Annotated in this window: 11 protein-coding genes, 1 tRNA gene and 3 rRNA genes; 12 read left to right on the top strand and 3 right to left on the bottom strand. The window is 66.4% G+C overall.

Annotation, left to right across the window (positions count from 1 at the left end; translation table 11 throughout):
- Positions 1-12 precede the first annotated feature (12 nt).
- Entirely contained in the window at positions 13-465 is a 453-nt protein-coding gene (locus OOK38_RS04600) for a hypothetical protein (RefSeq protein WP_266763349.1), read from the top strand.
- 93 nt (positions 466-558) lie between these two features.
- On the opposite strand, the gene OOK38_RS04595 is transcribed toward OOK38_RS04600, so the two are convergent.
- Entirely contained in the window at positions 559-1,116 is a 558-nt protein-coding gene (locus OOK38_RS04595; protein ID WP_266848129.1) for a hypothetical protein, read from the bottom strand.
- A 90-nt stretch (positions 1,117-1,206) separates the two neighbouring features.
- Positions 1,207-1,446: a hypothetical protein gene (locus OOK38_RS04590; protein WP_266763351.1), complete on the bottom strand. Its 240-nt coding sequence runs from the start codon at positions 1,444-1,446 to the stop codon at positions 1,207-1,209.
- 236 nt (positions 1,447-1,682) lie between these two features.
- On the opposite strand from OOK38_RS04590, the gene thyX reads away from it, so the two are divergent.
- The 8 genes from thyX to OOK38_RS04550 all read left to right on the top strand — a co-directional run bounded on the left by thyX (position 1,683) and on the right by OOK38_RS04550 (position 12,070).
- Positions 1,683-2,423 (top strand): FAD-dependent thymidylate synthase, encoded by a 741-nt coding sequence (thyX, locus tag OOK38_RS04585; RefSeq protein ID WP_266763352.1) that lies wholly within the window; start codon positions 1,683-1,685, stop codon positions 2,421-2,423.
- 211 nt (positions 2,424-2,634) lie between these two features.
- Positions 2,635-3,534 carry a 4-hydroxy-tetrahydrodipicolinate synthase gene (gene dapA, locus OOK38_RS04580; protein WP_266763353.1) on the top strand — a complete coding sequence of 300 codons (900 nt, stop codon included), beginning with the start codon at positions 2,635-2,637 and terminating at the stop codon, positions 3,532-3,534.
- Between the two features lie 136 nt (positions 3,535-3,670).
- On the top strand, positions 3,671-5,356 hold the full coding sequence (locus tag OOK38_RS04575; RefSeq protein WP_266763354.1) for a ribonuclease J: 1,686 nt from the start codon (positions 3,671-3,673) through the stop codon (positions 5,354-5,356).
- A gap of 601 nt (positions 5,357-5,957) precedes the next feature.
- A 16S ribosomal RNA gene (locus tag OOK38_RS04570) occupies positions 5,958-7,483 on the top strand.
- Between the two features lie 311 nt (positions 7,484-7,794).
- Positions 7,795-10,917: ribosomal RNA gene (locus tag OOK38_RS04565) — 23S ribosomal RNA — on the top strand.
- 86 nt (positions 10,918-11,003) lie between these two features.
- Positions 11,004-11,120: ribosomal RNA gene (gene rrf / locus OOK38_RS04560) — 5S ribosomal RNA — on the top strand.
- Together the 16S, 23S and 5S rRNA genes form the textbook arrangement of a ribosomal RNA operon.
- Before the next feature lie 113 nt (positions 11,121-11,233).
- Positions 11,234-11,896: a DegT/DnrJ/EryC1/StrS family aminotransferase gene (locus OOK38_RS04555; RefSeq protein ID WP_266765886.1), complete on the top strand. Its 663-nt coding sequence runs from the start codon at positions 11,234-11,236 to the stop codon at positions 11,894-11,896.
- Positions 11,897-11,994: 98 nt separating this feature from the next.
- A tRNA-Thr gene (locus OOK38_RS04550) sits at positions 11,995-12,070 on the top strand.
- Positions 12,071-12,132: 62 nt separating this feature from the next.
- Here OOK38_RS04550 and OOK38_RS04545 read toward each other — a convergent pair.
- Complete coding sequence (locus OOK38_RS04545; RefSeq protein WP_266763355.1) at positions 12,133-14,880, bottom strand: SpoIIE family protein phosphatase; 2,748 nt, start codon at positions 14,878-14,880, stop codon at positions 12,133-12,135.
- Positions 14,881-15,268: 388 nt separating this feature from the next.
- On the opposite strand from OOK38_RS04545, the gene OOK38_RS04540 reads away from it, so the two are divergent.
- The 3 genes from OOK38_RS04540 to OOK38_RS04530 all read left to right on the top strand — a co-directional run bounded on the left by OOK38_RS04540 (position 15,269) and on the right by OOK38_RS04530 (position 24,640).
- Complete coding sequence (locus OOK38_RS04540) at positions 15,269-20,764, top strand: HAMP domain-containing protein (RefSeq protein WP_266763356.1); 5,496 nt, start codon at positions 15,269-15,271, stop codon at positions 20,762-20,764.
- A 318-nt stretch (positions 20,765-21,082) separates the two neighbouring features.
- Complete coding sequence (locus tag OOK38_RS04535; RefSeq protein WP_266763357.1) at positions 21,083-21,766, top strand: two-component system response regulator; 684 nt, start codon at positions 21,083-21,085, stop codon at positions 21,764-21,766.
- Positions 21,767-21,901: 135 nt separating this feature from the next.
- Positions 21,902-24,640 (top strand): DNA translocase FtsK, encoded by a 2,739-nt coding sequence (locus OOK38_RS04530; protein ID WP_266763358.1) that lies wholly within the window; start codon positions 21,902-21,904, stop codon positions 24,638-24,640.
- Positions 24,641-24,879 lie beyond the last annotated feature (239 nt).

Below are 24,879 nucleotides of genomic sequence, written 5' to 3'. Positions count from 1 at the left end.
TAGCCGGCAGACATGCGCGCGAAGATCACCTATGCCATCACGGCCGCCGTCCTGGTCGTGTATTTCGTCCTGGTCGGCAGCCGGGGCGTGCTCCTCATCCAGCACGGCACCCTGATCACCGTCACCTTCGGTGTCGCGGTGCTCATCCTGCCGGTCATCGGTGTCTGGTTCCTCTGGATGAACACCCAGTTCGTCCGGAAGGCCAACCGGCTCGCCGCCGTGCTCGACGCCGAGGGCGGTCTGCCCCCGGACGAGCTGAGGCGCACCGAGGGCGGCCGCATCGACCGCGACTCGGCCGACGAGGTCTTCGCCCGCCGCAAGGCCGAGACCGAGGACGCGCCCAACGACTGGCGCAGCTGGTTCCGCCTCGCGATCGCCTACCACGACGCCCGCGACACCCCGCGCGCACGCAAGGCCATGCAGCGGGCCATCGCCCTCCACGAGGGCCGGACGCTGGAAGCCTGACCAGGTTCGTACGACGAAGGGGCCGGCCCGCGCTGAGCGGACCGGCCCCTTCGCCGTCGAAGCCGTGTGCGGAGATCCGCCGAGGCGGGGGTCTCAGACCCGGCGGTACTCGTCGGCCCACACCTCGACGGCGTCCGCCGCCCGGTCGAAGGCCTCCGTACGCGCCAGGAAGTCGGCGTTGTGCGTGGTCATCAGCGGCGGCACGTCCCCGGGCGCACGATCGCCGCGTACGAGCGTCAGGGCCTGGCCCTGAACCGTGCGGGGCAGTCCCAGCCAGCGCACCGGCTGCTGCACCGTGCGCACCGCCACGACCTGCTCCCACGGAGTGGTGTGCGTGACGAAGAAGCCCACCCTGCGCAGCCCTCGGGCGCTGACCCACACTCCCACGCGCAGCAGCCGCAGCGCGCTCAGGATGGCGGCCGCCGCCCCGGCCATACAGGCCCCGGCGGCCGGCAGCGTCCCGGCCACGGCGATGATCACGGCCGCGACGAGCACGAACGAGGCGAGCAGCAGGACGAGCGCGGCCGCGCCCACCCGCCACGGGCCGGGCCGGTAGGGGCGCCGCCAGCGGTCGAGGTCGTCGAAGGGCAGCGCGACATCCTCCGCCGCCTCGTCGAAGACGCGGTCCGCCGTCAGGAAGGGCAGGGGCACGACTGATCCTCACTCAATCCACTCATGGGCTGTGCCCGGTGAGGTTATCGAGCCGGATGCCGGCTCACCACCCTTGGGGGTCCGGAAGAGTCAGCGGCCGTCCGACGCCTGGGAACCCTGCGTCTGCGCAGGTGACTGATCCTGTGACAGGGCGGGCATCCCGAGGATCAGGGACCCGGCGATCCCGGCGATCACGGTCAGGCCGATGAGCCACCGGCCGGTTATCTGCCCGGCGGAGGGCCGCTCGCGCGGCGGGGGAGCGACATTGCTGCGGAACTGGTCGGCTTCGGCGATGAAGGCGAACGGGACGGGCTCGCGCCGACGGAACATGGGCGGTGCTTCTCCTCTGAGGGCTCGCGGGGACACGACGGTCCGGCGACAAAGTGACTCGAACTCATCATTCTCACTCATACAGACGGTCGAATGGTCCAAGAGGTGCCCAGATTCTCCGAATTCGCAGAAGTTCGCAGGCGAATGTCGCGGCACGGCACCGAACGCCCCGTTGTCAGTGCCGGGCCGTAGAGTGGTCGCCGCCCGAGCCAGCGATGGGAAGGACCCTCCGCACCGTGACCGACACCTCAGCCGACGACCTCAAGCCCAGCTTCCGCAGCGATGTCACCGTCGAGCTGATCAAGCACACGGCCTCCGACGCCGACGTGCTGTTCGCCGCCCGTGTCTCGACTGCCGGGGAGCAGTCGCTGGAAGAGCTGCAGAAGGACCCGGAGCGCTCCAAGGGCCTGATCAACTACCTGATGCGGGACCGGCACGGCAGCCCCTTCGAGCACAACTCGATGACCTTCTTCATCAGCGCCCCGATCTTCGTCTTCCGCGAGTTCATGAGGCACCGCGTGGGCTGGTCGTACAACGAGGAATCGGGCCGCTACAGGGAGCTGGAGCCGGTCTTCTACGTCCCGGACGCCTCCCGGAAGCTGGTCCAGGAGGGCCGCCCCGGCAAGTACGTCTTCGTCGAGGGCACGCAGGCGCAGCAGGAGCTCACGGGCCGTGTGATGGAGGACTCCTACCGCCAGGCGTACGCGTCCTACCAGGAGATGCTCGCCGCCGGTGTGGCCCGCGAGGTGGCCCGCGCCGTGCTCCCGGTCGGCCTCTTCTCCTCGATGTACGCCACGTGCAACGCGCGCTCCCTGATGCACTTCCTCGGCCTGCGTACCCAGCACGAACTCGCCAAGGTCCCGTCCTTCCCGCAGCGGGAGATCGAGATGGTCGGCGAGAAGATGGAGGCGGAGTGGGCCAGGCTCATGCCGCTCACGTACGCGGCCTACAACGCCAACGGGCGCGTGGCGCCATAACGCGCCCCAGCGCACCGGTCCGGCACAGATGTACGGATCGGCCGAGCGAAGTGTCCGTATTGCGGCATTTCGCGAAGTTCATCTAGCCTGATCAAACGGACCCGGCACTGCTTGAACCCCCGAGCAGGCAGTGCCGGGTTCCACCTTTGTCATGCTTTGTCGTGTCTCCCGAGGGCAGACCCCGCGTTGAGCAGCGAGTAGCGTATTACCCATGGCTCCGACCTCCACTCCGCAGACCCCCTTCGGGCGGGTCCTCACCGCCATGGTCACGCCCTTCACGGCGGACGGCGCACTCGACCTCGACGGCGCTCAGCGGCTCGCCACCCACCTGGTGGACGCAGGCAACGACGGCCTGATCATCAACGGCACCACCGGTGAGTCCCCGACCACCAGCAACGCGGAGAAATCGGAGCTCGTACGCGCCGTACTGGAGGCGGTGGGCGACCGCGCCCACATCGTCGCCGGCGTCGGCACGAACGACACCCGCCACAGCATCGAGCTGGCCCGCGACGCCGAGAAGACCGGCGCGCACGGCCTGCTCACCGTGACGCCGTACTACAACAAGCCCCCGCAGGAGGGCCTGTACCGGCACTTCTCGGCCATCGCCGACGCGACCGAACTGCCGGTCATGCTCTACGACATCCCCGGCCGCAGCGGCGTCCCGATCAACACCGAAACCCTGGTGCGGCTCGCCGAGCACCCGCGTATCGTCGCCAACAAGGACGCCAAGGGGGACCTCGGCCGCGCCAGCTGGGCCATCGCCCGCTCCGGCCTCGCCTGGTACTCCGGCGACGACATGCTGAACCTGCCGCTGCTCTCCGTCGGCGCGGTGGGCTTCGTCTCCGTCGTGGGCCACGTCGTCACCCCGGAACTGCGCGCGATGCTCGACGCGTACATCTCGGGCGACGTCCAGAAGGCCACCGAGATCCACCAGAAGCTGCTGCCCGTCTTCACCGGCATGTTCCGCACCCAGGGCGTCATGACGACCAAGGCCGCGCTCGCCCTCCAGGGCCTGCCCGCCGGTCCGCTGCGCGCCCCGATGGTCGAACTGTCCCCCGAGGAGACCACTCAGCTCAAGATCGATCTTGGCGCCGGCGGGGTAGAGCTCTAACCACAGACTTCACAACTGAATACGCAAGACCCGTAGGCCATCGGCCTGCACCCCACACAGACAACTGCTACTGCACGAACGTCACGCGCGCCACGTGCCTTGCCAGGTACGTGGCGCGCGTGGTGAGGAGAGTCTTTTGAGTCATCCGCATCCTGAACTCGGCGCACCGCCGGTCCTCCCGAAGGGCGGCCTCCGGGTCACCCCGCTCGGCGGCCTCGGCGAGATCGGCCGGAACATGACGGTCTTCGAGTACGGAGGCCGCCTGCTGATCGTCGACTGCGGAGTGCTCTTCCCCGAGGAGGAGCAGCCCGGAATCGACCTGATCCTGCCGGACTTCACGTCCATCAGGGACCGCCTCGACGACATCGAGGGCATCGTGCTCACGCACGGCCACGAGGACCACATCGGCGGCGTCCCGTTCCTCCTGCGCGAGAAGCCGGACATCCCGCTGATCGGCTCCAAGCTGACCCTCGCCCTCATCGAGGCGAAGCTCCAGGAGCACCGCATCCGGCCCTACACGCTCGAGGTGGCCGAAGGCCACCGTGAGCGCATCGGCCCCTTCGACTGCGAGTTCGTCGCGGTCAACCACTCCATCCCGGACGCCCTCGCGGTCGCCATCCGCACCCCCGCGGGCATGGTCGTCCACACCGGCGACTTCAAGATGGACCAGCTCCCGCTGGACGGCCGCCTCACGGACCTGCACGCGTTCGCGCGCCTGAGCGAGGAAGGCATCGACCTTCTCCTCTCGGACTCCACGAACGCCGAGGTCCCGGGCTTCGTCCCGCCCGAGCGCGACATCCAGAACGTCCTGCGCCAGGTCTTCGCCAACGCCAGCAAGCGGATCATCGTGGCGAGCTTCGCCAGCCACGTCCACCGCATCCAGCAGATCCTCGACACCGCCCACGAGTACGGCCGCAGGGTCGCCTTCGTCGGGCGCTCGATGGTCCGCAACATGGGCATCGCGCGAGACCTCGGCTATCTGAAGGTCCCGCCGGGCCTGGTGGTCGACGTCAAGACGCTCGACGACCTCCCGGATCACGAGATCGTCCTCGTCTGTACGGGCTCCCAGGGCGAGCCGATGGCCGCCCTCTCCCGGATGGCGAACCGCGACCACCAGATCCGGATCGTCCAGGGCGACACGGTGATCCTGGCGTCGTCCCTGATCCCGGGCAACGAGAACGCGGTCTACCGCGTCATCAACGGCCTGACCCGCTGGGGCGCGAACGTCGTCCACAAGGGCAACGCCAAGGTGCACGTCTCCGGCCACGCCTCCGCGGGCGAGCTGCTGTACTTCTACAACATCTGCAAGCCGCGCAACCTGATGCCGGTCCACGGCGAATGGCGCCACCTGAGGGCCAACGCCGAGCTCGGAGCCCTGACCGGCGTCCCGCACGACCGCATCGTGATCGCCGAGGACGGCGTCGTCGTCGACCTGATCGAGGGCAAGGCGAAGATCTCCGGCAAGGTCCAGGCGGGGTATGTGTACGTCGACGGTCTCTCGGTCGGTGACGTCGGTGAGCCCGCGCTCAAGGACCGCAAGATCCTCGGCGACGAGGGCATCATCTCGGTCTTCGTGGTGATGGACTCCAGCACGGGCAAGCTGACGGGTGGCCCGCACGTCCAGGCACGCGGCTCCGGCATCGATGATTCCGCCTTCGCTGATGTCATCCCGAAGGTCACGGAAGTCCTCGAGCGGTCCGCTCAGGACGGCGTGGTCGAGCCCCACCAGCTGCAGCAACTCATCCGCCGCACGCTGGGCAAGTGGGTCTCCGACAACTACCGCCGGCGCCCGATGATCCTCCCGGTCGTCGTCGAGGTCTGACCCCCGACAAGCGCCAACCAGGAGCGGGGCGCCTCGATTTGCGTCGGGGAGCCCCGCTCCAGTACGTTTACGTCTCCGCCTGAACGGGAACCCGGCACCTTCGTGCGCCGGAACCAGTCCCCGACCGGGATGGGAATTCCGACTCAGACATTCTGATAAAGTCGGAGCCGCTGGAAAGGGAAACGCGAAAGCGGATTACCTGGAAAGCGCCGAGGAAATCGGGCCCGAAAGGATCTGATAGAGTCGGACTCGCCGGAAAGGGGAACGCGGAAGCGGGAACCTGGAAAGCACCGAGGAAATCGGATACGGAAACGGTCTGATAGAGTCGGAAACGCAAGACCGAAGGGAAGCGCCCGGAGGAAAGCCCGAGAGGGTGAGTACAAAGGAAGCGTCCGTTCCTTGAGAACTCAACAGCGTGCCAAAAATCAACGCCAGATATGTTGATACCCCGTCTCCGGCCGATCGGTCGGGACGAGGTTCCTTTGAAAAAGTCCTGCCGGGCACTGCCTGGTAGGCGCATCAGCGAGGACGCTGTGAACGACCGGTCCTATTCCGACCGGTTGTTCCGCTCTCGTGGTGTCGTCCCGATTACGGGAAAACATTCACGGAGAGTTTGATCCTGGCTCAGGACGAACGCTGGCGGCGTGCTTAACACATGCAAGTCGAACGATGAAGCCCTTCGGGGTGGATTAGTGGCGAACGGGTGAGTAACACGTGGGCAATCTGCCCTTCACTCTGGGACAAGCCCTGGAAACGGGGTCTAATACCGGATAATACTCCTGCCTGCATGGGTGGGGGTTAAAAGCTCCGGCGGTGAAGGATGAGCCCGCGGCCTATCAGCTTGTTGGTGAGGTAGTGGCTCACCAAGGCGACGACGGGTAGCCGGCCTGAGAGGGCGACCGGCCACACTGGGACTGAGACACGGCCCAGACTCCTACGGGAGGCAGCAGTGGGGAATATTGCACAATGGGCGAAAGCCTGATGCAGCGACGCCGCGTGAGGGATGACGGCCTTCGGGTTGTAAACCTCTTTCAGCAGGGAAGAAGCGAAAGTGACGGTACCTGCAGAAGAAGCGCCGGCTAACTACGTGCCAGCAGCCGCGGTAATACGTAGGGCGCAAGCGTTGTCCGGAATTATTGGGCGTAAAGAGCTCGTAGGCGGCTTGTCACGTCGGTTGTGAAAGCCCGGGGCTTAACCCCGGGTCTGCAGTCGATACGGGCAGGCTAGAGTGTGGTAGGGGAGATCGGAATTCCTGGTGTAGCGGTGAAATGCGCAGATATCAGGAGGAACACCGGTGGCGAAGGCGGATCTCTGGGCCATTACTGACGCTGAGGAGCGAAAGCGTGGGGAGCGAACAGGATTAGATACCCTGGTAGTCCACGCCGTAAACGGTGGGAACTAGGTGTTGGCGACATTCCACGTCGTCGGTGCCGCAGCTAACGCATTAAGTTCCCCGCCTGGGGAGTACGGCCGCAAGGCTAAAACTCAAAGGAATTGACGGGGGCCCGCACAAGCAGCGGAGCATGTGGCTTAATTCGACGCAACGCGAAGAACCTTACCAAGGCTTGACATACACCGGAAAGCATTAGAGATAGTGCCCCCCTTGTGGTCGGTGTACAGGTGGTGCATGGCTGTCGTCAGCTCGTGTCGTGAGATGTTGGGTTAAGTCCCGCAACGAGCGCAACCCTTGTTCTGTGTTGCCAGCATGCCCTTCGGGGTGATGGGGACTCACAGGAGACTGCCGGGGTCAACTCGGAGGAAGGTGGGGACGACGTCAAGTCATCATGCCCCTTATGTCTTGGGCTGCACACGTGCTACAATGGCAGGTACAAAGAGCTGCGAAGCCGTGAGGCGGAGCGAATCTCAAAAAGCCTGTCTCAGTTCGGATTGGGGTCTGCAACTCGACCCCATGAAGTCGGAGTTGCTAGTAATCGCAGATCAGCATTGCTGCGGTGAATACGTTCCCGGGCCTTGTACACACCGCCCGTCACGTCACGAAAGTCGGTAACACCCGAAGCCGGTGGCCCAACCCCTTGTGGGAGGGAGCTGTCGAAGGTGGGACTGGCGATTGGGACGAAGTCGTAACAAGGTAGCCGTACCGGAAGGTGCGGCTGGATCACCTCCTTTCTAAGGAGCATCTAGGCCGCCAGGCATTGCCTGGTGGTCCAGGGCCATTACGTCGGCACACGTTCGACGGTGGTTGCTCATGGGTGGAACGTTGATTATTCGGCACTCTTGACTGTCTTCTCCTTCCAGTACTGCTCTTCGGGGCGTGGAAAGAATGAGGGAAGCGGTAAGGGTGTCGGGCACGCTGTTGGGTGTCTGAAGGTACGGCCGAGAGGCTGCCTTCAGTGCCGGCCCCAGTGAACTTGCCTCAGGGCAGGGTGATGGGTGGTTGGTCGTTGTTTGAGAACTGCACAGTGGACGCGAGCATCTGTGGCCAAGTTTTTAAGGGCGCACGGTGGATGCCTTGGCACCAGGAACCGATGAAGGACGTGGGAGGCCACGATAGTCCCCGGGGAGCCGTCAACCAGGCTTTGATCCGGGGGTTTCCGAATGGGGAAACCCGGCAGTCGTCATGGGCTGTCACCCTTGCCTGAACACATAGGGCAAGTGGAGGGAACGCGGGGAAGTGAAACATCTCAGTACCCGCAGGAAGAGAAAACAACCGTGATTCCGGGAGTAGTGGCGAGCGAAACCGGATGAGGCCAAACCTTGTATGTGTGAGACCCGGCAGGGGTTGCATGCAAGGGGTTGTGGGATCTCTCTTTCACAGTCTGCCGGCTGTGAGGCGAGTCAGAAACCGTTGATGTAGGCGAAGGACATGCGAAAGGTCCGGCGTAGAGGGTAAGACCCCCGTAGTCGAAACATCAACGGCTCGTTTGAGAGACACCCAAGTAGCACGGGGCCCGAGAAATCCCGTGTGAATCTGGCGGGACCACCCGCTAAGCCTAAATATTCCCTGGTGACCGATAGCGGATAGTACCGTGAGGGAATGGTGAAAAGTACCGCGGGAGCGGAGTGAAATAGTACCTGAAACCGTGTGCCTACAAGCCGTGGGAGCGTCGCGCATTGAGTTTACTCAGTGCGTCGTGACTGCGTGCCTTTTGAAGAATGAGCCTGCGAGTTTGCGGTGCGTTGCGAGGTTAACCCGTGTGGGGAAGCCGTAGCGAAAGCGAGTCCGAATAGGGCGATTCAGTAGCGCGCTCAAGACCCGAAGCGGAGTGATCTAGCCATGGGCAGGTTGAAGCGGCTGTAAGAGGTCGTGGAGGACCGAACCCACCAGGGTTGAAAACCTGGGGGATGACCTGTGGTTAGGGGTGAAAGGCCAATCAAACTCCGTGATAGCTGGTTCTCCCCGAAATGCATTTAGGTGCAGCGTCGTGTGTTTCTTGCCGGAGGTAGAGCACTGGATAGGCGATGGGCCCTACCGGGTTACTGACCTTAGCCAAACTCCGAATGCCGGTAAGTGAGAGCGCGGCAGTGAGACTGTGGGGGATAAGCTCCATGGTCGAGAGGGAAACAGCCCAGAGCATCGACTAAGGCCCCTAAGCGTACGCTAAGTGGGAAAGGATGTGGAGTCGCACAGACAACCAGGAGGTTGGCTTAGAAGCAGCCACCCTTGAAAGAGTGCGTAATAGCTCACTGGTCTAGTGATTCCGCGCCGACAATGTAGCGGGGCTCAAGCGTACCGCCGAAGTCGTGTCATTGCAGCAATAGGGCCAACGCCCGCTGTGATGGGTAGGGGAGCGTCGTGTGCCGGGTGAAGCCGCGCCGGAAGGCAGTGGTGGACGGTTCACGAGTGAGAATGCAGGCATGAGTAGCGATACACACGTGAGAAACGTGTGCGCCGATTGACTAAGGGTTCCTGGGTCAAGCTGATCTGCCCAGGGTAAGTCGGGACCTAAGGCGAGGCCGACAGGCGTAGTCGATGGATAACCGGTTGATATTCCGGTACCCGCTGTGAAGCGTCAAACATTGAACCAGGCGATGCTAAGTCCGTGAAGCCGCCCCGGAGCCTTCGGGCAAAGGGGAGTGGTGGAGCCGACGGACCAGACCTGCAGTAGGTGAGTGATGGGGTGACGCAGGAAGGTAGTCCATCCCGGGCGGTGGTTGTCCCGGGGTAAGGGTGTAGGCCGTGTGATAGGCAAATCCGTCACACATCAAGGCTGAGACCTGATGCCGAGCCGATTGTGGTGAAGTGGATGATCCTATGCTGTCGAGAAAAGCCTCTAGCGAGTTTCATGGCGGCCCGTACCCTAAACCGACTCAGGTGGTCAGGTAGAGAATACCGAGGCGTTCGGGTGAACTATGGTTAAGGAACTCGGCAAAATGCCCCCGTAACTTCGGGAGAAGGGGGGCCATCACTGGTGATCCGATTTACTCGGTGAGCTGGGGGTGGCCGCAGAGACCAGCGAGAAGCGACTGTTTACTAAAAACACAGGTCCGTGCGAAGCCGTAAGGCGATGTATACGGACTGACGCCTGCCCGGTGCTGGAACGTTAAGGGGACCGGTTAGTCACTCTTCGGGGTGGCGAAGCTGAGAACTTAAGCGCCAGTAAACGGCGGTGGTAACTATAACCATCCTAAGGTAGCGAAATTCCTTGTCGGGTAAGTTCCGACCTGCACGAATGGCGTAACGACTTCTCGACTGTCTCAACCATAGGCCCGGTGAAATTGCACTACGAGTAAAGATGCTCGTTTCGCGCAGCAGGACGGAAAGACCCCGGGACCTTTACTACAGTTTGATATTGGTGTTCGGTTCGGCTTGTGTAGGATAGGTGGGAGACTTTGAAGTCATGGCGCCAGCCATGGTGGAGTCGCCGTTGAAATACCACTCTGGTCGTGCTGGATGTCTAACCTGGGTCCGTGATCCGGATCAGGGACAGTGTCTGATGGGTAGTTTAACTGGGGCGGTTGCCTCCTAAAGAGTAACGGAGGCGCCCAAAGGTTCCCTCAGCCTGGTTGGTAATCAGGTGTTGAGTGTAAGTGCACAAGGGAGCTTGACTGTGAGACCGACGGGTCGAGCAGGGACGAAAGTCGGGACTAGTGATCCGGCGGTGGCTTGTGGAAGCGCCGTCGCTCAACGGATAAAAGGTACCCCGGGGATAACAGGCTGATCTTCCCCAAGAGTCCATATCGACGGGATGGTTTGGCACCTCGATGTCGGCTCGTCGCATCCTGGGGCTGGAGTCGGTCCCAAGGGTTGGGCTGTTCGCCCATTAAAGCGGTACGCGAGCTGGGTTTAGAACGTCGTGAGACAGTTCGGTCCCTATCCGCTGTGCGCGTAGGAATATTGAGAAGGGCTGTCCCTAGTACGAGAGGACCGGGACGGACGAACCTCTGGTGTGCCAGTTGTCCTGCCAAGGGCATGGCTGGTTGGCTACGTTCGGGAGGGATAACCGCTGAAAGCATCTAAGCGGGAAGCCTGCTTCGAGATGAGTATTCCCACCCCCTTGAGGGGTTAAGGCTCCCAGTAGACGACTGGGTTGATAGGCCAGATCTGGAAGGCGGGCAACCGCTGGAGGTGACTGGTACTAATAGGCCGAGGGCTTGTCCTCAGTTGCTCGCGTCCACTGTGTTGGTTCTGAAACCACGAACAACCGTCGTAGCTATGCCACGGCTCCGGTTGACAGTTTCATAGTGTTTCGGTGGTCATAGCGTGAGGGAAACGCCCGGTTACATTCCGAACCCGGAAGCTAAGCCTCACAGCGCCGATGGTACTGCAGGGGGGACCCTGTGGGAGAGTAGGACGCCGCCGAACTAAAATTAGAGAGCTGGTCCCTGAACTTCGGTTCAGGGACCAGCTCTTTTTTGTTTTGCGTCACTTGCAGTTCACGTTGCGCGACAAATATCCACAGCATGAGTACTGCTGCAATGCTCAGTGCCGCGGGCGTCGGAGCCGGTGACGAGGTCATCGTGCCGGCCTTCGGGAACGTGGAGGTCGCCGAAGCCGTGACCCGGGTCGGCGCCACGGTCGTCTTCGCCGACATAGACCCGTTGACGTACTGCCTCGACCCTCGTGCGATGGAGGCCGCCGTAACGCCCCGGTCGGCGGCGGTCGTTGTCGTGCACCGCTTCGGGCGGACGGCCGACATGGTGCGGCTGCGGGAAATCGGACAGCGGCACGGGCTGCTGGTGCTGGAACAGGGCGAGTCCGAAGCGCCGTACGACGAGGTCGCGCAGCGCAGGCAGCGGGCCGCTTACCTCGACGGACGGCTGAGCGGCGTACGGACACCGGACAGCGGTGACGGGCACACCTACCAGCAGTACGTCGTGCGGGTGCCGGGCAATGGGCGGCCGGACCGGGACGCGTTCGCACGCGCCGTGCGGGCCAGGGGAGTTGAATGCCGGGTGCCGGTGAAGACGCCGGTCCACCGCATGCCCGGGTTCCGACGGGACGTACACCTTCCCGAGACCGAGCGGGCCGCGGACGAGACTCTCGCGCTGCCTGTGGACGGGACGTTGACGAAGCGGGAGATGCAGCGGATCGTCTCCGCCTGCAACGCGCTCGGCGGATTGCTGCAGCCGGCCTTCTGATCCGGCCGAATGGCCCGGTGCGGACTGGTTGGGAGCACGGTTCGGTTCGGGGTATGATCTATTTCGTTGCCGCGAGGGAAACCTCGACAAGGTGACAGGCCCCCCTAGCTCAGTCGGCAGAGCGTCTCCATGGTAAGGAGAAGGTCAACGGTTCGATTCCGTTGGGGGGCTCCAGTAGAAAAGGCCTCCGCCCTTGTGGGCGGGGGCCTTTCGCGTGTCCGGGGCCGGACGGGACCTCAGTCCGTCTGGAGGCCCGGAACACGCATCGCCAGGATCGCCATGTCGTCCGAGGGGGCGTCGGAGGCGAAGCGTTCCACCGCGCGCATGATGCGCGCGGCGACGGCGCCGGCCGTCAGACCCGTACACGTGGTGAGGACGTCCGCGAGGCCGTCGTCACCGAGCATGCGGGTGCCCTCGCGGCGCTCCGTGACACCGTCCGTGACGCAGAGCAGGACATCGCCCGGATCCAGCGTGACCGTCTGCTCGTACAGCTCCAGGTCCTCCATGACACCGAGGAGCGGCTGCGGTTCGGCCGCCGGCTCGACCGTGCCGTCCTGGCGCAGGCGCAGCGGCAGCGGGTGGCCGGCGCAGACGACCTTCAGGACCGCGCTGCCGTCCTCCTGGGGCCACAACTCGCCGTAGAGGAGGGTCAGGAAGCGGCTGCGGGCGCCCTCGTCGAGGATCGCGGAGTTCAGCCGCTCCAGGACCGCGGGGCCGCCGTAGCCCTCGCGGGCCAGCAGGCGGAGTGCGTGCCGGGCCAGGCCGGTGACCGCCGCCGCCTCCGGGCCCGTACCGCAGACGTCGCCGATGGCGAAGCCGTAGGCGCCGTCGCGGATCGGGAAGAGGTCGTAGAAGTCGCCGCCGACCTCGTTGCCCTCGCCTGCCGCTCGGTAGATGACCTCGACCTCGACGCCCTCGATCTGGGGGAGTTCCGGGGGCAGGAGGCTGCGCTGGAGGGACTGGCTGATGGCCGTGCGCTCCGAGTACAGGCGGGCGTTGTCCAGGGCGAGGGCCGCTCGGCGGGAGAGGTCCTCGGCCAGCTCCAGGATCTCCTGGCGGAAGTGTTCGTCCGACGGCTTGCCGAGGGTCAGCATGCCGATGACGCGGTTGCGGGCCACCAGGGGGAGGACGACGGTCTCGCCGCCGACCGCCGCGGCCGTCGCCAGTGTCGTACCGATGCCGGAGGTCATCGAGGCCTGCTGGCCGAGGCCCAGGCTGCGCATGGAGGTCCGCAGGGCCGCCTCGTGGGCCGCCGCGGCCGGGGCCGACCAGACGCGGGCGCCGGGTGTGGGCACCGGGTCCGGCGGAGCGATCTTCGAGAGCAACGCCTTGAGCCCGTCGATGCGTTCCTCGTCCTCGTGCAGGACGTACGAGAGGTACGGCTCGGAGGCCTGGTCGGCGATCGTGTAGACGGCGCACCAGGTGGCCAGGGTCGGAACCGTCATCTGGGCCATGAGGGCGAGCGTCTGGTCGCGGTCCAGGGTGCCGGCGAGCAGGTCGGAGGCCTCGACGAGGAAGGACAGCGAGCCGCGGCGCAGGCGTTCGAGCTCGCCGAGGCGGGCGGATTCCACCGCCAGGGCGATGCGGTCGGCGGCGAACTGGAGGCGCAGGGCCTCCTCGTTCGAGTAGCGGCCGGGCGATTCGGCCGCGACGCCGAGGGAGCCGGTGAGGCGTCCCTCGACCTTCAGCGGGACCGTGACGACCGAGCGCATGCCGGTACCGCCGAGGAGCGGTACGGCGCCGGGGACGACCGTCAGGTCCTCGTGGACGGCGGGCATCCTGGCCGAGCCGTAGCGGCCGGGGCCCGCTTCGACGGGGACGCGGGCGAAGCGCTGGCGCGCGGAGGGAAGGCCCGTGGAGGCGCGCACCTCCAACTCCGTTTCGTCGTCGGTCGCCAGGAGCAGGAAGGCGGAGTCGCCGTCGAGCATGTCGCGGGCGCGCTCCACCGTGCGCTGGAGCAGGCCGTCGAGGTCGTCCGGGGCCGGTGAACCGATGAAGACCTCGAACGGGTCCGTGGCCTGGCCCTCGGCGTTGCCGCCCGAGTCGGAGGCGGGCAGGCGCAACGGGGTCTGCAGGACGGCGCGTTCGTGGTCGCGGACCAGGAGGCAGACCGTGGAGGGCTCGCCGCCGGTGTCGCGGACCCGCAGGTGCGAGGCGTACACGGGCGTGACGCGGCCGTCGGCGCAGCGGATGCCGTAGCTGCCTTCCCAGCGGGAGAGTTGGAGGGCCTCGACGATGCCGGTGCTGGTGCCGGGGGTGTGCGGCCAGGCCGCGAAGTCGGTGAGCGGCTTGCCGGTTACCTGCTCGGCCGCGTAGCCGAAGAGCTCCTCGGCGTCTTCGTTCCAGGCGTTGATGGAGCCGGTGCGGTCGATCTGGACGACCGCCACGCGCACACGGCCGTCGGCCAGGGGGAGGAGGTGGGCGGGGAGCGCGGGACCGGCGGCGCGGGTGCCGACGGCGCGCTCGGGGAGTTCGAGCTGGAACCAGACCTGCTTGTGGGTGGGTGTGTACTCGACACCCCAGCGGCCGGCCAGGGCCGCGCAGAGCTGGAGACCGCGGCCGCCCTCGCGGTCGGGACTGCCCATATTGACGGCCGTCCCCTGGAGTGGGATCTCGCGTTCCGGGTAGTGATCCGCCACCTCGATGCGTACGCCGTCGTCGCTGCGCAGACACAGAACGTCGGCGGAGGTGCCCGCGTGCACGACGGCATTGGTGACCAGTTCGCTCGTCAGAACGACGGCGTCGTCGACGATGTCGGCGAAGCCCCAGCCCTGGAGAGTGTCCCGGACGAACGAGCGGGCGGTCGCGACGGACCGCCCCACGGGCTCGAAACTGGCGGCCGCGCGCGCGGTGATCACAGAACTCCTCGTCCGGCTGTCGGCATGCGGGGTTCCGTGGCCGACCCGCTCCTGCGTGGGCAGAGCGTGGTTCCCTGTCGGCCGGGGATCCTGAGGCGATCCCCCAGGATGCAGTCCGGTGGTCATGGTGCGGTGCCCCTCCGATGCCTGCCCGCTCGTACTCGTGCCACCGCCCAGGCCGGACGGGACCGGCACGGCTGGACAGCCGCATGCAAGGTTACTTACCTTCGCCGCCCCTGCGGATGCCGGTCACCAGTGTTTCCGTCCTGAAGAGTCCGGTGTTTTTGTTCGGACAGGTGTATGTGGTCGCGTCCGGCCAGGGCCGGGCGGCCGTCCCGATGGTGTGCGGACGATGTGCGAAGCTGCCGAACTGTTATGGCCTGGTTCAGCCGGGGTGAAACACTGGGCAGGCTCCAGGAGAAGGTCCGGGCAGGTCGAGTGCCTCCTCTGCAGACCGAGCAGAAGTACCCGAGTACGCCGAGCAGTATTGGTCGACCCTTGCGGGAGGGACACAGTGGAGTCTGGCGCAGCGACGCGGGGCAGTAGGACGCGCGCGAAAGGCGGACAGTCCCTGAAGAGCGGGCGCACACCGCGCAATGGCACCACCGAGGTGGACACGGCGGCCCTGAACCGGTTGCTGGCGGCCCTGGTGTCGATGCGGGACGGCAACTTCCGCAAGCGGCTCACCGTTTCCGGTGACGGTGTGATGTCCGAGATCTCGGCGGTCTTCAACGAGGTCGCCGACCGGAATCTGCATCTGACGGGTGAACTGTCGCGGGTGCGGCGCGTGGTGGGCCGTGAGGGAAAGCTCACGGAGCGGCTGGAGACGGGTACCTGCGAGGGGTCCTGGGCGGCCGCGATCGACGCTTCGAACGCGCTGGTCGACGATCTCGTACGACCCGTCTCCGAGGTCGGACGGGTACTGTCCGCTGTCGCGGAGGGCGATCTGTCGCCGCGGATGGACCTGCGCGCGCAGGCCGCGGACGGCAACGGTCATCCGCTGCGCGGTGAGTTCCTGAAGGTCGGACGGACCGTCAACAATCTGGTCGACCAGCTGTCGACGTTCACCGACGAGGTCACGCGGGTGGCCAGCGAGGTGGGTACCGAGGGCAAGCTGGGCGGACAGGCCCGGGTGCGCGGTATGTCCGGTTCGTGGAAGGACCTCACGGACTCGGTCAACACGATGGCGTACCGGCTCACCGCCCAGGTGCGTGACATCGCTCTCGTGACGACGGCCGTCGCCAAGGGTGACCTGTCGCGGAAGGTCACGGTTCACGTGGCCGGCGAGATGCTGGAGCTGAAGAACACCGTCAACACGATGGTGGACCAGCTGTCCTCCTTCTCCTCCGAGGTGACGCGAGTCGCGCGTGAGGTGGGGACCGAGGGTGAGCTGGGCGGCCAGGCGCAGGTGCCCGGTGTGGCCGGTGTGTGGAAGGACCTCACCGATTCGGTGAACCTCATGGCCGGCAACCTCACCGCCCAGGTGCGCGGGATCGCGCAGGTGACCACGGCGGTGGCGAGCGGTGACCTGTCGCAGAAGGTGACCGTGTCGGCGCGCGGCGAGGTCGCGCAGCTCGCCGAGACGATCAACCAGATGACCGAGACGCTGCGGACGTTCGCCGACGAGGTCACCCGGGTCGCCAACGAGGTCGGTGGCGAGGGCCGGCTCGGCGGTCAGGCGAACGTGCCGGGAGCGGCGGGAACGTGGAAGGACCTCACGGACTCGGTGAACACGGTCTTCCGGAACCTCACGACCCAGGTGCGTGACATCGCCGCGGTGACGACGGCGGTGGCCAACGGTGATCTGTCGCAGAAGGTCAGCGTCGAGGTCGCGGGCGAGATGCTGGAGCTGAAGAACACCGTCAACACGATGGTCGACCAGCTGTCGTCGTTCGGTGTCGAGGTCACGCGGGTCGCGCGCGAGGTCGGCGTCGAGGGTGAACTGGGCGGCCAGGCACAGGTTCCGGGGGTGGCCGGTACCTGGAAGGACCTCACGGACTCCGTCAACACGGCGTTCCAGAACCTGACGGGCCAGGTGCGCAACATCGCCCAGGTGACCACGGCGGTCGCCAACGGTGATCTGTCGCAGAAGGTCACCGTCGATGTGTCCGGCGAGATGCTCCAGCTGAAGAACACCGTGAACACGATGGTGGACCAGCTGTCGAGCTTCGCCGACCAGGTGACGCGGATGGCCCGTGACGTGGGCACGGAGGGCCGCCTCGGCGGTCAGGCCCGCGTGGACGGTGTGTCCGGCACCTGGAAGGAACTCACCGACTCCGTCAACTTCATGGCGGGGAACCTGACTTCGCAGGTACGGCAGATCGCCCAGGTCACCACGGCAGTGGCTCGGGGTGATCTGTCGCAGAAGATCGACGTGGACGCTCGCGGCGAGATCCTGGAGCTGAAGAACACCATCAACACGATGGTCGACCAGCTCTCCGCGTTCGCCGACCAGGTGACGCGGGTGGCGCGCGAGGTGGGTACGGAGGGCCGGCTCGGCGGTCAGGCACAGGTGCCCGGCGTCGCCGGCGTGTGGCGCGACCTGACGGACTCGGTGAACGGCATGGCCGGCAACCTCACCGCGCAGGTGCGCAACATCGCGCAGGTCGCGACCGCGGTCGCCCGTGGTGACCTGTCGCAGAAGATCGACGTGGACGCGCGCGGCGAGATCCTGGAGCTGAAGAACACCCTCAACACGATGGTGGACCAGCTCTCGAACTTCGCCGAGCAGGTGACGCGGGTGGCCCGTGAGGTGGGTACGGAGGGCCGCCTCGGCGGTCAGGCCGAGGTGCAGGGTGTCTCCGGCACCTGGAAGGACCTCACGCAGTCCGTGAACTTCATGGCCAACAACCTGACCATTCAGGTGCGCAACATCGCCGAGGTCACGACCGCGGTCGCCATGGGGGACCTGTCCAAGAAGATCACCGTCGACGCCAAGGGCGAGATCCTCGAACTGGTCACCACCGTCAACACGATGGTCGACCAGCTGTCGTCGTTCGCCGAGCAGGTGACCCGGGTGGCCCGCGAGGTGGGCACCGAGGGCCAGTTGGGCGGTCAGGCGCGGGTGCCCGGGGTCACGGGCATCTGGAAGGACCTGAGCGACAACGTCAACCTGATGGCCTACAACCTGACCATGCAGGTGCGGAACATCTCGCAGGTGGCGGCGGCCGTCGCCAACGGTGACCTGACCCGGACGGTGACGATCGAGGCGCGCGGCGAGGTCGCGCAGCTCGCCGACACCTTCAACACCATGGTGAAGACGCTGAGTTCGTTCGCCGAGCAGGTCACCAAGGTGGCCCGCGAGGTGGGTACGGACGGCATCCTCGGCGGTCAGGCGCACGTCCCGGGAGTCGCCGGCACGTGGAAGGACCTCACCGAGTCGGTGAACGGGATGGCGTCCAACCTGACCGGTCAGGTGCGCAACATCGCGATGGTCACCACGGCCATCGCCAAGGGCGACCTGACCAAGAAGATCGACATCGACGCGCGCGGCGAGATCCTGGAACTCAAGACGACCATCAACACGATGGTCGACCAGCTCTCGTCGTTCGCCGAGGAGGTCACCCGAGTGGCCCGCGAGGTGGGCACGGAGGGGCAGCTGGGCGGTCAGGCGCGCGTACGCGACGTCGACGGCACCTGGCGCGACCTCACCGAGTCGGTGAACGAGATGGCCGGGAACCTGACCCGGCAGGTGCGTGCCATCGCGCGCGTGGCGACCGCGGTGACCCGCGGCGACCTGAACCTGAAGATCGACGTGGACGCCTCCGGCGAGATCCAGGAACTTCAGGACTACATCAACAAGATGATCGCCAACCTGCGCGACACCACCATCGCCAACAAGGAGCAGGACTGGCTGAAGGGCAACCTGGCCCGGATCTCCGCCCTGATGCAGGGCCGCCGCGATCTCGACGACGTGGCCTCGCTGATCATGAGCGAGCTGACGCCGGTCGTCTCGGCCCAGCACGGCGCGTTCTTCCTCTCGATGCCGCTGGTCGACGGCAAGGACGCGGGCACCGAGGACGAGGAGGCGTACGAGCTGCGCATGCTCGGGTCGTACGGCTACTCGATGGGTTCCATGCCGACGTCGTTCCGCCCCGGTGAGGCGCTGATCGGGACGGCGGCCCAGGAGAAGCGCACGATCCTCGTGGAGAACGCGCCGAGCGGTTACCTGAAGATCTCCTCCGGTCTCGGCGAGGCGCCTCCGGCACAGGTCATCGTGCTTCCGGTGCTCTTCGAGGGGACCGTGCTCGGCGTCATCGAGCTGGCGTCCTTCACGCCGTTCACGCAGATCCAGAGGGACTTCCTGAACCAGATCGCCGAGATGATCGCGACGAGCGTCAACACCATCTCCGTCAACACCAAGACGGAGGTGCTGCTCCGGCAGTCGCAGGAGCTCACCGAGCAACTGCGGGAGCGTTCGGCGGAGTTGGAGAACCGGCAGAAGGCGCTCCAGGACTCGAACGCGGAACTGGAGGAGAAGGCCGAGCTGCTGGCCCAGCAGAACCGCGACATCGAGGTCAAGAACACCGAGATCGAGGAGGCGCGGCAGGTCCTGGAGGAGCGCGCCGAACAGCTCGCGGTCTCCATGCGCTACAAGAGCGAGTTCCTGGCGAACATGTCGCACGAGCTGCGTACGCCGCTCAACTCCCTGCTGATCCTGGCCAAACTGCTCGCCGACAACGCGGACACGAATCTCACGCCGAAGCAGGTCGAGTTCGCCGAGACGATCCACGGCGCGGGTTCCGACCTGCTCCAGCTGATCAACGACATCCTCGACCTGTCGAAGGTCGAGGCGGGCAAGATGGACGTGTCGCCGACCCGTATCGCGCTCGTCCAGCTCGTCGACTACGTGGAGGCGACGTTCCGCCCGCTGACCGCGGAGAAGGGGCTCGACTTCTCCGTACGGGTCTCGCCGGAACTGCCCGCCACGCTGCACACCGACGAACAGCGCCTGCTCCAGGTGCTGCGCAACCTGCTCTCCAACGCGGTGAAGTTCACCGACTCCGGAGCGGTCGAGCTGGTGATCCGGCCCGCCGGGGCGGATGTGCCGGTGGCCATCCGTGAGCAGCTTCTGGAGTCGGGGTCGCTGCGGGACGCGGACGCCGATCTGATCGCGTTCTCCGTGACCGACACCGGTATCGGGATCGCCGCCAGCAAGATGCGGGTGATCTTCGAGGCCTTCAAGCAGGCGGACGGTACGACGAGTCGCAAGTACGGCGGTACGGGTCTGGGCCTCTCCATCTCGCGGGAGATCGCCCGGCTGCTGGGCGGCGAGATCCACGCGCAGAGCGAGCCGGGCCGCGGCTCCACCTTCACGCTGTATCTGCCGCTGCACCCCAGCGAACTGCCGCCGCAGGGCTACGGGCAGCTCGCGCCGGCGCTGGAGGCGGGGGAGTTGCTGGCCTCCGAGGCGGAACTGCAGGACATGGGGATGCCGGCCGAGGTGAAGTCGTACCAGGAGACGCAGAACGGTCCCGCCGCGCTCTTCAGGAGGCGTCGCAGGGCGCTGCCCACGGCCGAGCAGCGCGGCGCCGTCCCCGGGCAGCCGGACGATGCCGCGGGCGCGGCTCAGGAGCCGTGGGCGGCCGCGGGCCAGCAGGACCAGGGACCTCAACAGCGCCAGGGAATCCGGTTCGAGGGCGAGAAGGTACTGATCGTCGATGACGACATCCGCAATGTCTTCGCGCTGACCAGCGTCCTCGAGCAGCACGGTCTGTCGGTGCTGTACGCCGAGAACGGCCGTGAGGGCATCGAGGTCCTGGAGCAGCACGACGATGTGACGGTCGTTCTGATGGACATCATGATGCCCGAGATGGACGGCTACGCCACGACCACGGCGATCCGGCGGATGCCGCAGTTCGCCGGGCTGCCGATCATCGCGCTCACGGCGAAGGCCATGAAGGGCGACCGGGAGAAGGCGATCGAGTCGGGTGCCTCCGACTATGTGACCAAGCCGGTCGATCCCGATCACCTGCTCTCCGTGATGGCGCAGTGGATGCGTGAGGGGTGACACACTCGGAAGTGGTGACGCGGGCCGTCGCGCGGACCCGGGGACACCGTGCGGCACGGCGGCCCGGCGTCGGATAACCGACTGTGCCCGAAGCCGTGTAGAAGCGCGGGATACGGGGAACCTTCTGGTCTCCCGCCGCGTTTCTGCTACGTGCACAGTGACATCGCGGTGACAGGGTGTGGCGACAGGCGGGGTGCAGCTACCATGACCGGCACAAGGACGGGCGGCGCAAGGGAGTCGTCCCCTGGGGCGGCGCCCGGTGCTTCCCCAAGTCCTGCGGACAGGGGAGGCCCCATGCCGGGGCGAGGAGGGCGGGCCATGGTGCAGAAGGCCAAGATCCTCCTGGTCGATGACCGGCCGGAGAATCTGCTGGCGCTGGAGGCGATTCTCTCGGCGCTCGATCAGACACTGGTGCGGGCATCGTCCGGGGAGGAAGCGCTCAAGGCGCTGCTCACGGACGACTTCGCGGTCATTCTGCTGGATGTCCAGATGCCGGGCATGGACGGTTTCGAAACGGCCGCGCACATCAAGCGGCGGGAGCGGACCCGGGACATCCCGATCATCTTCCTCACCGCGATCAACCACGGCCCGCATCACACCTTCCGGGGTTACGCGGCCGGCGCGGTGGACTACATCTCCAAGCCGTTCGACCCGTGGGTGCTGCGCGCGAAGGTCTCCGTCTTCGTCGAGCTCTACATGAAGAACTGCCAACTCCGGGAGCAGGCGGCCCTGCTGAGGCTCCAGCTGGAGGGTGGCGGCAAGGCGGCGCTCGGCGACGCCAAGGAGCCCGCCGGACTCCTCGCCGAACTCTCGGCGCGGCTCGCGGCCGTCGAGGAGCAGGCCGAGGCGCTGTCCAAGCAGCTCGACGACGACTCCGCCGACGCGGCGGCGGTGGCGACCGCGGCCCATCTCGAACGCAAACTCACCGGACTGCGCAGGGCGCTTGACGCACTGGAGCCGGGCACGGGGAGCGGGGCACCCTCGGTGCCGTCGCAGAGCTGACGCCCCCGCGGACGCGTCCGTGCCGTGGAACGGGCATGAGGACGCGTCAGTTCCGGTCCCCGGCAGGGGCGACACGAACGGGTGAAGCAGTGGGCACACGTGTCCGCTGTCGTCTCCACCGGTAACCTCACACACATGGCCTCACGTCAGTCCGCAGCCAAGAAGCCGCCCGCGAAGAAGGCGGCCGCTCCGACGAAGGCTCCGGCGAAGAAGGCCCCCGCGAAAAAGGCAGCCGCCAAGAAGGCGCCTGCCAAGAGGGCCGCGGCGAAGAAGCCCGCTCCCGCGCCGGCGCCCAACCCGACCGCGGGCGTGTACAGACTCGTACGCGCCGTGTGGCTGGGGCTCGCTCATGCCGTCGGAGCCACCTTCCGTGGCATAGGGCGGGGCGCCAAGGGGCTCGACCCGGCGCACCGCAAGGACGGACTCGCGCTCCTGCTGCTCGGCCTCGGGCTGATCGTCGCGGCGGGTACCTGGTCCAATCTGCGCGGCCCCGTCGGCGACCTCGTCGAGATGCTGGTCACCGGTGCCTTCGGCCGCCTCGACCTCCTCGTCCCGATACTCCTCGGCGTCATCGCGGCCCGGCTCATCCGGCACCCCGAGCAGCCCGAGGCGAACGGCCGCATCGTGATCGGCCTGTCCGCGCTGGTGATCGGCGTGCTCGGTCAGGTGCACATCGCGTGCGGTGCGCCCGCGCGCAGCGACGGCATGCAGGCGATAAGGGATGCCGGCGGGCTCATCGGCTGGGGAGCGTCCACCCCGCTGACCTACACGATGGGCGACGTTCTCGCCGTCCCCCTCCTCGTGCTGCTCACGATCTTCGGGCTGCTCGTCGTCACGGCGACCCCGGTCAACGCGATTCCGCAGCGGCTGCGGCTGCTCGGCCAGAAGCTCGGCATCGTCCAGGCCGACTTCGACGAGGACGCGTTCGGCGAGGACGACGAGCGCTACGACGAGCAGTGGCGCGACGGGACCCCGGCGCGCCCCCGCAGGCGCTCGCGCGCCCCCGAGGCGTACGACCCCGACAGCGCGGAGCAGGAGGCGCTCACCAGGCGCCGGAGCCGCCCCCGGCGCCCCGGCGCGCAGCAGCCCGACATGAACCGGCCGATGGACGCCGTGGACGTCGCCGCGGCCGCCGCCGCGGCCCTGGACGGTGCCGTGCTGCACGGCATGCCGCCCTCGCCCCTGGTCGCCGATCTGACGCAGGGCGTCAGCGTCGAGCGGGACGGGTACGAGGAGACGACGCCGGTGCCGGGGGCCCGCGTCAAGCCCGTACCGGGTGCCAAGCGGCCCAAGCAGGAGGCTCTGGCGGTCGAGTCCGTCGTGCCCGACCTGACCAAGTCCGCGCCCGACGCCCCGCGCGAGCTGCCCCCGCGCGCGGAGCAGCTCCAGCTCTCCGGGGACATCACCTACTCGCTGCCCTCGCTCGATCTCCTGGAGCGGGGCGGCCCCGGCAAGACGCGCAGCGCCGCCAACGACGCGGTGGTCGCCTCCCTCCAGAACGTCTTCAGGGAGTTCAAGGTCGACGCCGCCGTCACCGGCTTCACACGCGGACCGACGGTCACACGCTACGAGGTCGAGCTCGGCCCCGCCGTGAAGGTCGAGCGGATCACGGCGCTCACCAAGAACATCGCGTACGCGGTCGCCAGCCCCGACGTGCGGATCATCAGCCCGATCCCCGGCAAGTCCGCGGTCGGCATCGAGATCCCCAACACCGACCGCGAGATGGTCAACCTCGGTGACGTGCTGCGGCTCGCGGACGCGGCGGAGGACGACCACCCGATGCTGGTCGCGCTCGGCAAGGACGTCGAGGGCGGCTATGTGATGGCCAACCTCGCGAAGATGCCGCACGTCCTCGTCGCCGGAGCCACCGGTTCGGGCAAGTCGTCGTGCATCAACTGCCTGATCACCTCGGTCATGGTCCGGGCGACCCCCGAGGACGTGCGGATGGTCCTCGTCGACCCCAAGCGCGTCGAGCTGACCGCGTACGAGGGCATCCCGCACCTGATCACGCCGATCATCACCAACCCGAAGCGGGCCGCCGAGGCGCTGCAGTGGGTCGTACGGGAGATGGATCTGCGCTACGACGACCTCGCGGCGTTCGGGTTCCGGCACATCGACGACTTCAACGAGGCCATCAGGAACGGCAAGGTCAAGCTGCCCGAGGGCAGTGAGCGTGAGCTGAGCCCGTACCCGTACCTCCTGGTGATCGTCGACGAGCTCGCCGACCTGATGATGGTCGCGCCGCGCGACGTCGAGGACGCGATCGTGCGCATCACCCAGCTCGCGCGCGCGGCCGGCATCCACCTGGTGCTCGCCACGCAGCGGCCGTCCGTGGACGTCGTCACCGGTCTGATCAAGGCCAACGTGCCCTCCCGGCTCGCCTTCGCCACCTCGTCCCTCGCGGACTCGCGCGTCATCCTCGACCAGCCCGGCGCCGAGAAGCTGATCGGCAAGGGCGACGGACTCTTCCTGCCGATGGGCGCCAACAAGCCCACGCGCATGCAGGGCGCCTTCGTCACCGAGGACGAGGTCGCGGTCATCGTGCAGCACTGCAAGGATCAGATGGCGCCCGTCTTCCGGGACGACGTCACCGTGGGCACCAAGCAGAAGAAGGAGATCGACGAGGACATCGGCGACGACCTCGATCTGCTGTGCGCGGCCGCCGAACTCGTCGTCACCTCGCAGTTCGGGTCCACCTCGATGCTCCAGCGCAAGCTGCGCGTCGGCTTCGCCAAGGCCGGCCGGCTGATGGACCTCATGGAGTCGCGCGGGATCGTCGGGCCCAGCGAGGGTTCGAAGGCTCGTGACGTGCTGGTGAAGGCCGATGAGCTGGATGGAGTGTTGGCCGTGATTCGCGGGGAAGCAGAGGCGTAGAGCCTTCGGCGGAGGGCGACGGGACAGGCCGTTCAGGGCGCGGTGAACACGTGGCGGGTCACTCAGGGAGTGGGCGGCTCGCCGGCGGATGGCGGAACGTCATGTTCCGCCCCAGGCTGATATGCGAACGTGACTCACCCGTAAGGAGTCGGCGGGCAACCGTTTCTCTTCGCCGCACGTCAAGTTGAGCGAAGGGACGCCAACATGTCCCGGCATCAGGATGACCGGCCATTCTGATG

This window comes from Streptomyces sp. NBC_00568, from assembly GCF_026341855.1.
Taxonomy (GTDB): Bacteria; Actinomycetota; Actinomycetes; order Streptomycetales; family Streptomycetaceae; genus Streptomyces.
The sequence above is the reverse complement of the archived record's forward strand: the minus strand, read 5'-3'. Positions and strand labels throughout refer to the sequence as shown.